This is a genomic window from Bacteroides sp. 1_1_14 (assembly GCF_000162515.1).
In the GTDB taxonomy this organism is placed as follows: domain Bacteria; phylum Bacteroidota; class Bacteroidia; order Bacteroidales; family Bacteroidaceae; genus Bacteroides; species Bacteroides thetaiotaomicron.
Window position 1 is genome coordinate 116311 of the sequence record NZ_GG774708.1, and the last position, 13390, is coordinate 129700.

Genomic DNA, 13390 nt, shown 5'->3' on the forward strand with positions numbered 1-13390 from the left:
TAAACTGTTTATACTAATGTGAACTCCGGATGGGGCGGCTGATGACAAAATTGCAGAACTCATGATAGAGTTGGGTATCGGCTGCGTTCCCTGATTTTTTTAGTGTAAGTAGGGATGCACTTCCCTGATAATAGGCAAGGCGTTTTTTCTCCCATATGCCATGTTTCTTGAATGCACTCATATAGTTCTTCAAACGATAAGCCTTTCCTCTGCTATTCAGAGCATTGTCATCAAATTCCAGTTCCATGTGCATATCATACGTGAGTGCTTTCTGGCAGGCATCTTCCAGACGAGAATCGGGGACGGATTCGTTGAAGAAATAATTAGGCTGGAAATAAGCATAATTAAATCCTAGTGATTTCCACTGATTATATCCATCTGCTCCATAATAGGGGATCCAGTTGAAACTATATTTTAGTTTATTCAGGTAGATGGCAACCGCATTTAAAATGTCACGGGTGTCGGTCGCTTTCTCGGCAAGCCAATAAAATCCCGCTAATTCTACATGTTGATAGTTCTTTTCATTGAACTTGGCACGTACCTGATCGATATACCATTTGCAGGCTTTAATTCGGTCGGCAGAGTTGGAAAAGTCAAGCGTCTGGTTATCAATTTTCCCCCAATACTTGGTTGATGAGGATGCTTGTTCCGGGTGTTGGTAGACAATGGGCTCTGGTATACTGATCACAATCTGACGTTTCTGCCGTGGGGTTCCCAAAATGGCAGAGGCCTCTTTGACTGATGCATCTAATGCTCCGATTCCTGTTTCAGATTGGAAGTAATAGTCTATAAGTTTCGTCCAGTCTGCTTGATTGGCTGATTCCAGATTGTACCCTTTGGCGAACATTTTATTAGCGCCTCCTGTACCTGTGTCCATAATTTCTAAAAAGAGGAAGCTGTCGAATAGCCAGTGGGATTGATTGTCGGTATCTACATATCTGATATAAGAACTTACACGTTCTTTATCCCATGTATAGGGAGTGCGATGATGTCCTCCGCCATAAAGTAACACCATATCTGTAGATGTCAGTAACTCGGTGCGGTTCTTTTCCCAATCATAGAATTCTACGACTGGATCGTTTATTTCCGGATCATTCTCGGATGGGAGGGTAGGGACCGTGTGGTCTTCGTCTTGGCAAGCAGCAAGACCACTACCTATACAACAGAGAAAGAGAATAAATAGAATACGTTTCATATTTGCTTTTATTTTATAGGTGTTATTTTAATACTTCTTCAGAGATTTGAAGACACTGTTGACGGCTTTATTCTTTTTGTTTATTTCGATAGCTATTTTCTTGTCGAACAGAGCATGAGCGAATACGGGATCCTCAATGAATATAATCGGAGTACGTGGATGCTTATCCCGATTTTCTGTATTCTTTGTGGCTTTACCATACAATGGAAACTCGGCAGCATCATAATATTTTAATTGAGCTTCCAGATATTCCGGTAAACACAAGAATGTAATGAGCAAAATGATGATATGTCTTTTCATAATAAATGGTTGTTTATAAAAGCAATGCAATATACATAAAAAGAAACTTACTATGTATATTGCTATAGCTTTTATGAATATCCGGATTGGGCTAATTTTTCTTGAAGAATCCAATTGTAGAAACGACTGCCCGGTTTCCTCCGGTCATGTCATTCAAGTGTTCGTCTCCTACAACCATTCCGGTAGAACCTCCGCCGTCAAGATTAATAGCTCCTACACAGCCTAAGCCTTTCATTATTTGTGCCAGTTCTGTTAAAGTAGCTCCACCACTGGCGGTAATACGTCCGTCACATATGAATATGACCACTTTTCCATCTTCACGATAACCGATTGCTGTACGGTCCGGGGTTACATTCGCTCCGAAAATGTCATACGGAATGATTTCATAGTTACTGAGATAGTAATCTGTGCCCTTTGATGTCTCTGTAAAATCGAATGGGATTTTTTTGTCTTTCAGTAATACAGGACCTGCACTTAAAGCATATTTAGGACTCCAGCTAATTGCGGCAGTCGGATTTTCATTAGTGACAATTCCATATTTATTTTCTCCTTTGACAGATGGCAAAGGACGGTCGAAATAGAAAACATTACTGGAGGCATCCGTTCCTGTCCAAACAACATTCGGTTTGCCTGAAGCATCTACGCCGAATGTTCCTCTTGTCACATTATACATACTGTTGTATTCTGTATCGCCAGTTTTTAGTGACCCCCGAACGGCTGAAACAGAGCCCGATTTAATGGAATTGATAACAGCTATTCCTGTATGGTTTCCATTATAGAAGTATCCTCCATTGACCAATAAATAACAGTCTCCATTGAATGATGCAGATTGCGTGTCGATGGTTGCGGGAGAAGATGGTATGTGGACACGTACTTCTACCTTACCGGTAGAGAGATCACCAATGGCGTACCATGCATGGAAATTACTACCATTTAAATTACTGGTGGTTTCGTACAGTTCGATTTCTGCCGGCAATGTAGACTTAGTCAGTTTATTCCATGTCAATTGGATCGCTTGTGGCTCTGTTTTCAAGGAAACAGTCGACTCTGCACTGTAATAAGTACCGGTAGAGGTTGTCAGGAAGGCACGTACTTTATAGGATTTGCCATAGTCGAGTAAGGTATTCGGAATCACTTGAAATACTTTTCCGTCTTCAGCAACTTCCGGTCCGTTTTGCTTTTGATCATTGATAGTGGGTGTGTTTTCGGTACTCCAGCATAAACCATATTTTACGTTGGTTTGTCCAGCTATGTTTGTCACTTGATAAGAGGAACTGATACAAGTTGAGTTTGCTTTGATACTTCCTATGATTGCGATGCTTGGCTCGTCACCGAGGGCTACCAACCGATAGAGCTCGTAAATGGCACGTGAAGTATTCGTAGCCGAGAATGCTCTTACTCCGAAATAGTATATGTTTCCTTCTTCCAGACCATTTTCGATTGTATATTCTGTGACATTTGCGGATACCTTGGCTATTTCTATATTTTCACTGGTATCTGCTTTTCTTAATAAGATGCTGAATCCGGTTTCATTATTACTATTGTCTTTCCAACGTAGTAATACTTTGGTTTTTCCCATTCTTTCTATGGTTATGTCTGAAGGTGCTTGTACGCTTGCAGACTGTTCGTCGCCGTCATTGTCACTTGAGCAGGCTCCGAAGGCACATGTTAATAATATTGCTATAAATATAATCTGTTTCATTTTACTGTACTATTTATTGTTTGATTACAAAGACTGTTTATTTGCTGATTCTGATCGCATCAAGTGCTTTGACGGTTATTTGTTTTTTATTAGGCAGTGTAACCTTGTGTTCTTGTTCACTCATATTTACTATAAGGTATACGTGTTCGCCTGATACACTAGCCCATTCTGCCGCTAATACTACCGAAGTTATTTCATAGTTGGGTATCTCTTGCGTTGGGTTATCACCAGTTGGAATTATTTCCTGTATAAAACGGCCTCCCAAGAATAAATCATGTTGTTGACGGCGGAAATCTGTCAGATTTTTCAGAAATTTAGCTTCCCTTTTAGCGTCCGGGCGCATCAACAGACTGGGCTCTACCCATCCTAACTGAGAACCCCATAACAGACTACGCATACTCATGAAATTCAAAGAACCGTCTGTGATACGCCAAGGGATGTAGGTGTATCCGCTATAGATGCAACGGTCAGAATAAATGAGCGGGAACAACGGAACCATTTTTGTATAGCTGTTGTGCGGAGAATTGACAACTAACATCATGTCAAACAGGTCAATATAGCACTCTGCATTTTCTTCTGTTGTCATGGCTTGGTTCTCTTTGTATAGATTTGTGCGCATTTCGGTGAGTAAACTGCGGTAGGCAAAAGGCCACCAATCACCACCGCCAGGTGCATGTCCGTGGTTGGTTGCATAGCAGGGTTCGCTGTTGGCGCAACCTATCTGATCCATATATACACCGTTCGTTTTTAGTTCAGTTAATATCTGTTTGTTGACTCCTTTCAGCACATCTCTCCAAATATAAGAAGCTGGGCAGGTTACAGTATTTAATACCTTTGAGCTATATACTTCTGTATATAATGTACCATCAGCTTTGCGACAAGAGGCATCTTTACCATTAAGCGTTTTATAGCTGTCTGTTGCTGGATCCCATAGACGACCGTTAATATATGGAGTAATAAATCCTCCAAGTTCCTGTGTTTCTTTAATCATTTCTTTGAATCCTGCTTTTTCGGGAAAGTATTCCGGATATTTAGTATCGAAACGATGATTGTGCCAATAATACCAATGCAATCCGACTCCTTTTCCATAGTATTTCATCGCTTTACGTACTGCTTCCATTGTTTCAGCATTTACTTCTCCCGGCCGTAGCCACATATCAGCGTTTTTGATCCATTCTGCTATAGGACGTTCTGAAATAGTTTTTGCACCCCACAGTGTTTCGAAAGTAAATGGACGATACCATTGTACTGCAGCGTCCTGCCATCCCTTTTTGGTAAATCCCATCACTGTTTCCCAAGGAATGCAGAACTTCTTGTTTTGAGTCCAAGCATAGGATGTTGTCACGTTCTGAATAAATACAAGACTTTTTCCTTCACTTTTCATTCTGAATACTTTGCCAGATCCCCCTTTGTCTTGTGCGGCAAAGTAGACTGTGCCTCCTTTATGATGCATCAGCACTAATTGCATTGTGCCTGTACACGAAGGATAACGTGATTGCAGTTGTCCTTCATTGCCGATTGTGTATTCGGTCCCGAATCCGACAGGAAGAATTCCTTTTGCTCCTTCCGGTCTGTTTACAGCAATACGGGGAAATTCAGATTCTGTAATCACCCATCCTTCCGGCATTTCTGCTTCAATGCGCCATTCCGGTAGTTCGGCATCTTTACCTAATGTGACTAATATGCGTACCGGACACGTCGGTCCTGCATCTATAACCATTTGCCAGGTGAATATTAATGTTGAGGCATCTTGAGTTTTTTGTATCTCGCCTCCTTTATATTCGCCCCATCGGGGCATTAAGGTCGGGTTCTCTCCGTTGGGACCCCGATAGATTAGTTGCCACGGATGTGTTGTACTTCCATCTACAGGCAATATGTTCATGCCATCCATGCGGAATTCCTTGAACCAGAATTCTTTTCCGTTGGCAAACACTAATTCAACATTCTTGTTTTTTAATACAAAGTTTCCATTTTCATTTTTAGCAGTCACTGAGGCTGATAAAGTTCCAAAACATTGTAAATAGCATAATATGCTAATAATACTGGTTATCATATTTCTCATATACAAAAGATTAGGATGAATAATTTCTATTTAATAATTTCGATGCTTTTTCTGAATAATTTTATTATTTCCTCTTGTGGAAGAGCGGTTTCCAATATGAGACGGCCTGCTGCGGGGAGGATACTTTTGCTTCCTGCTGACCGGATAGGTATTCTTTTACCACTCTCATTCATCAAAGATAGCTTGTTTTTTTCTATATCAAGAGTGAGTTGTCCTGTACCGTTCATATGCCAATAAATGATACAAGTCCTTCCTGCTTTCTGGAAAATGAATGCCCGGATTGGCTTTTCGTCATCCTTGGTTATTTGGCGATAGGGGTATAACTGATAATTTCCTTTTTTATCTTTCATCAGAAGATATTCTTGTTCGGGATTTTTGAGTAATTCTTTCTGTTTGTCTGTCAGGACACCTTGAAGTTTTGCTTCTTCCCACATTTTGATAACTCTCAGGTTATCTTCTGTACGAGGATGATTCTGTAACTCTTTTAAATTGCCAACTAATGATATGGGAGAATTCCATGCGACAGCTTTGCTGCAAATATATTCATACATGTCTGGTTGCATGCCTATTGTCTTGTCGTTGGGAGCCAAGTAATTCACCCATCCGAAATTGACAGAAGTAAAATCTTTGGCTATCTGCTCTGCACATCGAAGTGTATACTTCTTCATTGCCGGACGGATACGTTCCGGAGGGAATATATCGAAAGCATTCCCACGACTTAAAATATGCCATCCATAATGTGATTTCAATGCTCCTTCTGCAAATAATGGAGTTGGTTTCATTTCGTTGTATACTATCATCTGAGAGCGGGGGACATTATACCAATAAGGCATCGGTACATCTTCCGCACCATCAAAATAGACAAAACGAAAGCCTGCTTCGTGGTAGATTTTTCCTAAACGTTCGGCAATCTCTTTTTGGATTCCTGTATTTTGGTTGACACGGATAAACAGGGGCCAGTCATCTACATCCAATAGTCTGAAATGTTGTCCTTTGTCATGTGAGGCTGCTTTTGAGTTAAATACTCCCCGTACACATCCCGTAAATTGATATGGTGGTTCGGTGGTATAGTTCTCATAAGTGACAAGCTCGTTGTCAATTTGCAGGAGACGTCGTCCTTTCTCCATACGTACGCCTTCCGGATTACCTTCTATAGTGATGATAGTACTTGAATCATCTAATGGTTCCGAGAGAATAAATTCGCGTACATGGTTGGTGCGGGAGTCCGGTATGCCGTTGTTGATATATGGGTCATTCACTGCTACTTTGGAATAATGAATATGAATGCCGGGTATCATGCCTGCTGCTTTGATTTTATTAGTGATTTCCTGTAAATCTTTCATTCCATTCGGATATTCTTTTCTCCATTCATAATGTCCGCAAGCTTTGGCGAAATCAACATAATAGACGACAATGGATTTGAAACCACCTTTTTGAGCATATGCAATATGTTCATCTATATTTTTAGTCGTGACATCACGTAGCTCATAATAGGAGTACTGATATTCTTTACGTTGGCGACTTTCTACTCCTAAAGGCATATGATAGTCACGTTCTACTTTATCAATACAGGTTAGCAGTTTTTCTTTTGAAGTAGTAATCAGTGCTGCACCGGAATTGAAAAGTTTCACTTGAAAATCAAGTCCTGCATACATCGTAGTATATTCCTTGTTTGCAAAAGCATCGATATAGGTGGTCGGATGGGTGCCTAGCAGGCATATGGCTGTCTGTTCATCCCATGATACATTCAGCCACTCACCAAAGTTCTCACGTTTACGTACTGGTAATTGTAATAATGAGATTTCATCTATTTCAGTTTTGCGTTTTACCCCAAAATCTTCGATACGATAATCAATTTGCTTCAGAGTGAAACCTATATAATAATCTGTGATATTTAACTCTATGATGGCAATGTCATAGGTATCCTGAAATTCTATACGTAATTCATTTCCGTTACGTTCAATTTTATTGGCTGGGAAGGTGCGTGGCTTTGCAGGAAACATTAGGAAGTTTTCATTATCGTAAGGACGGTATTGGGTAATAGCGCATAAAGGTACATCTGCATTTGTTATCAGACATTCCTCTCCCGTAGCTTTGTGTATCAGGCTGCGTGCTTTTCCGTCATTGCTAATAATTAGACGCATTTCCGCGTTCTCTATGACCACATCATTGTTTTCTTTCTGTTCATTAGGCATAGCTATACAAAATTGTGGCAACAATGTCGACACAAGCCAGACTAATAAAACCGGATATGTATAATATATTCTTTTCATCATTTATTTTATGTTTTTATTACCACTTATCTGTGCGAAATGGTCTGACCGGCAGATTGCGTGTATTAATCAGATTTCCTTTCAGGAAATTCCGAAAACAGTAACGAACGGCAACGGGAGATTTGACTGTTGGGGATTTGACAATTACTGTATGATCCTTCTGATTTAAAGAGGCCTCTGCCGGATAAAAGACTTTATCTGAACCTGCAATCTCAAATCCAGAGATATTCATCCAGGGGCTTAATCCTTTTTCTGCATGGGAAAAGGAGATTTCAATTGTCTCTCCGTTGATTTTCATGCTTTTATAAGATGGATATTCGGATTCTATTCCCTGATATCCGTATGTCTTATTCAAGGACATATATGCGAGGCGTTCTCCAATCCCTTTTTTATTGTGAGGATGCACTTGAGGAGCTTCGTATGTCTCTACTAAGTCGTTTGTTCCGATCATACCACTATTGGGAATGAGTGAAAGCGCCTTTTGTTGAGCTTCCCGCAATAATGCTCCTATGTAGCCATCTTCTTTATATTCACAGGCAAATGGGACTATCTCAACATAGTAGAAAGGCAGGTCTCCTTGTTTCCATATTGATCGCCAATGTTTTACCATCGTAGCTAGGCGTTCAGCGTATGTTCTGCTACTTCTTACATTACTTTCTCCTTGATACCAGATAAAACCTTTTATTGTATATTTGTGACAGGGGTATAAAATTCCATTATACATTAACATCGATTGTAAATAGACTGGTGTCTTGTCACTTCCTATTAAAGTCAGGTCTTCATCCTTGTAGGTTTGTAGTATTTCCTTAGGTAGCCAACCTTCTACTCTTGAGCCTCCCCATGCACAGGTGATAACTCCTATAGGAATCTGCAAGGTCCGTTGTAAAGTTAATGCATAATGATAGGCGGCTGCACTAAACTTCGGAGCATTTTCCGTAGTTGGTTGCTGCCAGCTTCCTTCTGCATACTCCTGCGGAGATAGTTTTACTGTCGGCTTTATGGTTACCATTCGTATTCCCGGATGATTGGGAGCATCTGCTATGACATTATTGGAGTCGCTTATGGGACAATAATCAAATCCGTTCAAAGACATTACCATATTTGATTGTCCGGCACATAACCAGACTTCTCCGACCAGGAGGTGCTGCAAAGTGACAGATTGTTCTCCATCCGTCAGTGTTAATGTATATTCTTCGAAACTGGCAGCAGGCGTTGTGATCTGTAATTCCCAACCCCTTTTTCGTCAGCATGGGTTTTGACTTCCTTATTTGCCCATGAAGGAGTTACTACAACAGTAGAATTTGGAGTCGCTTTTCCCCAGATTCGTACATTGCTTTTTTGCTGTAAGACCATATTGTCACTAAGTAGTGGAGGCAATTTGACTTTTGCCTCCATATTGATGCTCCACAGTACAATTATTAAAAAGTAGATAAGAATCTTCATGTAGCATTTCTTTTTTAGTCACGGAAATCCATTTGTATTTTTTCTTTCTTTTTGATGACAGGACCAGCCGGTTCCGGATGGTGCTGAGGATTACGATAATCAAAGTAATAAATATTCAGCTTATCAAATAAGGTGAATGCATCTTCCATACGTGACAGGAACTTGTCGTAGTCTTTGACTGTCGGTGCGGACCAAGCTGATTCTGCCAGTGCGCAGAGGCGGGGAAAGATCATGAAATCTACCCGATCTTTAGTATGCATTAGTTCCGTCCATGTATTGGCCTGTATGCCTTTGACATGTGAGAGGTCAGAGGCTGACACTCCCCATTCGGCAAACCATTTGTCGGGGAAAGCATATACATCTTCTATTGGGCAGAATCCGTCCCAGATTCGTCCCCATTTGTGGTCTTTATATTGTACGAAGTCAAAATAAAGCGGTTTGCGCGGACACATGATAGTCGAATATCCTTTGGTCAGTGATTTGCGCAGGTAATCGGGTTTATCATGCCTCCACCACATAATGATAGTATTATCTTGCTTTACATTCAAGTCGAGAAGTTCATCCCAACCGACTAAAGTTTTACCTAGTGAGTTTACTACATCTGTCATTCTATGCATAAAGTAGCGTTCTGCTTCCTTTACAGTTTGTAACCCTTCGCGTTTCAATAGTGCTTGTACATGTGGGTCTGTTTCCCATGCCTTGATTCCGTAAGCTACTTCGTCGCCTCCGATATGTAAATATGGAGAAGGGAATAAGGCAGCTATTTCTTTTAGTATATTAGTCAGATAAGTATAAGTTTCTTCTTTGCCGACGTTAAAAGTGAATTCCGGATGTTCTTCCGTTCCTCCGCCTGAGTATTCCGGGTAAGCTTTATTGGCTGCTGTGGCATGTCCGGGCATGTCTATTTCGGGTATAATTTCAATATGACGTTCTTTGGCATATGCTATGATATCACGGATCTGCTCTTGTGTATAATATTGTGCCGGTGTATCTGGATCACTATGGCAACCTTCTCCTCCTATAGTTGCCAGTTTAGGGTATTGTTTAATTTCGATTCTCCATCCTTGTGCGTCTGTCAGATGCCAATGGAAGCGATTCATCTTATAATATGCCATCAGGTCAAGGATTTGTTTTACCCTTTTTTCGCCGGAAAAGTGACGTGCTTCATCAAGCATATATCCTCTCCATTCATAACGCGGGGCGTCTTCTATCGTTCCACATCTTAGATCTCCGTTGGTTAACTGCTGTAATAGCGTTTGAATACCATAGAAAACTCCAGCTGGACTTCCTCCTTTGATTAGGACCTGTTTGGGGGCGATAATCAGCTGATAGCCCTCTTTGTTTTGCAGTCTATTGTCTAATGATAAGTTGATTCCTTTCGCAGCTTTTTTGCCGGGGATTACTTTCATTTTATAGTTTAAATCAGCGAGTTTCTTTTCAAGGAATGCTGCTTCTTTATATAAACTGGCATCCAGATAGTGGATTTTCTGACCCGATTTGAGTTTACACGTTTCTGCTTGCATGGTGACTTCAGCAGGATAGGGGATAACCCGTACCTGTTCTTGTGCTTGCAGGCTCATGAACAAACTTAGATAGACTATTGCCAAGGTTGTAAGTAATAGTTTCATGTTTCTTGGTTTTATTAGTTATTTAATAATAATTATAGGATTTTCTCCATGTAAATCCTCTATGGACACTGTCGCAGTGATGGTACGGCTCTCATTAGGGAACAATGAAATGAAGTTATCACTCCAGAATACCGGATTTACGACTTCTTTTGTTTTTTCTCTTTGTATCATTAAGTGGTTGAAAAAGGATAATTTATCAGAGTCATTCGTTAAAGTAAGCGTGATCTGATACTCTTTTTCTTGTTTTTGAAGTTTTAAATCTTGCTTTAATGTAACTTTAGGCATATTTACCAGCCAATAGAAATTTTGATGTTGCGAGTAACGCCAATATAAGTTTTCAGAAATAAGATTTCTGTTTAAGTCTTCTAATTCCAGCTTTATATAATATATGGCAGAAAGGTCACCTCGTTGAGGTACGGTTTCTAATTCTTTATATTGGTCGGCGCCCACGGATATGGTATCTGTGTATGCCCAGCATTCTTTCATCGAATAGTCTATGATTCTGGCTTTGGCTATAACAGATTTAAATTCTTGATGAGTAGCGTTTATCACAGAAATCCGGTTCGTATTTGCATTCATTTGAATATGAATGGGTTCCATTGCTTTCTTTGAGAAATAGTAAGAAGCATTGGGTGACAGATACCAATCATAAATTTGCCAGCAGACATCGGGCCAACAAGAGTTTAGTTTCCAGATCATTATCCCTGTTGTGATATCCCACATCCGGTGGTTGACTGCCTCAAACATGGCACGATACCCTTCTGAACTTACTAGCTGGCCTTTATATGCATAATCCTCGCTACTGACTGGGTCGCTATAGAAGGTTCGGATTGCATTGTCGTATGCACGATAGCAGAAGTTATTGGTGTCCCATGCTCCGTGTTCCGCCCATATACTGTCTAATGGATAAATCGGATTTCTCCGGTCGAGTGGCTTATCAATGGTAGGTATAAACTTTTTCAAACTTTCGTATACAGGTACGGAAGGCATGCCTAATTCGTTTCTGAACATTTGCAGATAAACCTCTTCTACTTTGTCGAAGTAGTAATCGGAGGGTGCCCAGTTATAGTCGGGAGCGCCATCATCGGTAGTACCGGTTGGTAAGTCCGGTTTTAAATAAGGAGTTAGTTTGTCTACGTCCCAACTGATACTGGTAGTCGGTATGTAGGGGCGTGTCGTGTCGAGGCTTAATACGGCTTCTTTGGTCGGATGATACAATTCTTCATCTACCAACACTTCATTAACTCCGAACCATGCAATGATACAGGGATGATTACGGTATCTTTTGACCATGTCTTTCACGCAAGCGATAGCTAAGTCATTGTTGAGAGGATTATGCTGGTTGTCACGTCCCGGGAACATTCGGTAGCATTGATAAAATACATGCCAGTTCATCAGTCCGTATTTATCCCAGCTATCTAGCCAATCTTCGGAAGGGGAAGGCATATCTTCACTGCCGATCAAAGTAATGTTGGCATTTGCCATTAATCGTGCCTGGTCATAAATTCGTTTGGGTGAGTCGTCGAGAAGTACATCCGGTTGTATCCATCCCCCTTTACAGAAGATGCGTTTGCCATTGATAAAGAATACACGACCATATTCTTCCCCGTTTTTCATTAATTCCGAAGTTACTTCGCGAATTCCGAAGTTTACCTTCTCCCGATCGGACGATTTCCCATTATTCATGTCGAATGATAAATCGAGACTGTGCATATATTGCTCTCCATATCCGTTTGGGTACCATAAGTATGGGTTCTGTATAGATAAGACGGAAAACTTCTGGGGAGATAATATTATTTCTTTACTTTCATTGGGGAGCATTGTGACAGGCAGAGTTACGCTTATCGGTTTCATGCTTCCAGCCAGTTTACGTGTGTAACTCGGATAAACTAATTCGTTGATAAGGCGAATTGTTGCTTTAACTTTACCGCTTATCATCTTATCCGAATGATTGTGTACAGTCGCTTTGATTGTAATGTCAGCAACTGTTGTATCTTTTTGGGGTAGAGTAGTGATAATATATGGGTCTTCAATAGTGACCTGGCTGGTTGCTTCCAGGGTGACGGACTGATAAATACCCATATTCCGGTCACGCACTACAGGGGCGCAATCCCAACCACCTGTGAATTTTAATGTTTCATCTTTGAACAAATCGGAAGCCGTACCACGGTTAGGCCCAAAGGCTATAAATTGTGTTCCGGGGTTAGGAGTTCCGGGATGGTCCACTTGATATATTTTTATAGCAATACAGTTCTGTGTGGGCTGGATATAATCGGTTATATCGAATTTGAAGCGGCGGAACATGCCTACTACATCTTCTTTTTTCCCTATTTGATGTCCATTAATCCATACGTCTGCACGATAGTTAATTCCATTGAGGTTCAGCCATATTTTTTTGTTTTTATATTGCTTAGGCAAAGTGAAGGTCGTGCGATACCAATAAGGTTCCTGCCAAGGATTTTTTCCATTGCCCAGGTAACTGTATTTAGCTAAGTCCATTTTTTTATTAAACTCATCAGAGACATCAGGAATTAGAAAGTTGTTCATGCCGATTCTGGGATCAGGATAAACGTTCTGTTTCACTAATGCATTCAAAACAGTAGTCGGTACTGTGGCTTCATACCAGTCGGTAGCTTGGAATGAAGGCATAGATACTTTTTCCGCATTTTCGCTTATTTCGGTTGTACTTTTTATTTCCCAATTGGTTAATTTCAACTGGTTATCTGCTTTGCTTATCAAGCAAAACAATAGAAACGGATAGAGTATAAGTAATTTTTTCATAACAAT

At 40.5% G+C, this 13390-nt stretch carries 7 protein-coding genes and 1 pseudogene; all 8 read right to left on the reverse strand.

Annotation, left to right across the window (positions count from 1 at the left end):
- Positions 1 to 13: 13 nt before the first annotated feature.
- Positions 14 to 1195: a DUF4855 domain-containing protein gene (locus HMPREF9007_RS07760; protein ID WP_008762541.1), complete on the reverse strand. Its 1182-nt coding sequence runs from the start codon at positions 1193 to 1195 to the stop codon at positions 14 to 16.
- 27 nt (positions 1196 to 1222) lie between these two features.
- Positions 1223 to 1495 carry an SGNH/GDSL hydrolase family protein gene (locus HMPREF9007_RS07755; protein WP_008762542.1) on the reverse strand — a complete coding sequence of 91 codons (273 nt, stop codon included), beginning with the start codon at positions 1493 to 1495 and terminating at the stop codon, positions 1223 to 1225.
- A 91-nt stretch (positions 1496 to 1586) separates the two neighbouring features.
- On the reverse strand, positions 1587 to 3197 hold the full coding sequence (locus HMPREF9007_RS0125290) for a phosphodiester glycosidase family protein (protein WP_032850576.1): 1611 nt from the start codon (positions 3195 to 3197) through the stop codon (positions 1587 to 1589).
- A 37-nt stretch (positions 3198 to 3234) separates the two neighbouring features.
- Entirely contained in the window at positions 3235 to 5259 is a 2025-nt protein-coding gene (locus HMPREF9007_RS07750; RefSeq protein ID WP_225651468.1) for a DUF6259 domain-containing protein, read from the reverse strand.
- A gap of 26 nt (positions 5260 to 5285) precedes the next feature.
- A complete protein-coding gene (locus HMPREF9007_RS07745; protein ID WP_008762545.1) occupies positions 5286 to 7535 on the reverse strand; it encodes a hypothetical protein in 2250 nt (749 codons plus the stop codon).
- A gap of 16 nt (positions 7536 to 7551) precedes the next feature.
- A pseudogene (locus HMPREF9007_RS07740) lies at positions 7552 to 8975 on the reverse strand (sialate O-acetylesterase).
- Between the two features lie 14 nt (positions 8976 to 8989).
- Entirely contained in the window at positions 8990 to 10603 is a 1614-nt protein-coding gene (locus HMPREF9007_RS07735; protein WP_008762546.1) for a beta-N-acetylhexosaminidase, read from the reverse strand.
- A gap of 18 nt (positions 10604 to 10621) precedes the next feature.
- Entirely contained in the window at positions 10622 to 13384 is a 2763-nt protein-coding gene (locus HMPREF9007_RS07730; protein ID WP_008762547.1) for a sugar-binding domain-containing protein, read from the reverse strand.
- Positions 13385 to 13390 lie beyond the last annotated feature (6 nt).

What these genes read in the sequence shown, in the direction of transcription:
- HMPREF9007_RS07745 (WP_008762545.1), bottom strand. Translation starts at nt 7,535, where the DNA reads ATGATGAAAAGAATATATTATACATATCCGGTTTTATTAGTCTGGCTT.
- HMPREF9007_RS07730 (WP_008762547.1), bottom strand. Translation starts at nt 13,384, where the DNA reads ATGAAAAAATTACTTATACTCTATCCGTTTCTATTGTTTTGCTTGATA.
- HMPREF9007_RS07735 (WP_008762546.1), bottom strand. Translation starts at nt 10,603, where the DNA reads ATGAAACTATTACTTACAACCTTGGCAATAGTCTATCTAAGTTTGTTC.
- HMPREF9007_RS07760 (WP_008762541.1), bottom strand. Translation starts at nt 1,195, where the DNA reads ATGAAACGTATTCTATTTATTCTCTTTCTCTGTTGTATAGGTAGTGGT.
- HMPREF9007_RS07750 (WP_225651468.1), bottom strand. Translation starts at nt 5,259, where the DNA reads ATGAGAAATATGATAACCAGTATTATTAGCATATTATGCTATTTACAA.
- HMPREF9007_RS07755 (WP_008762542.1), bottom strand. Translation starts at nt 1,495, where the DNA reads ATGAAAAGACATATCATCATTTTGCTCATTACATTCTTGTGTTTACCG.
- HMPREF9007_RS0125290 (WP_032850576.1), bottom strand. Translation starts at nt 3,197, where the DNA reads ATGAAACAGATTATATTTATAGCAATATTATTAACATGTGCCTTCGGA.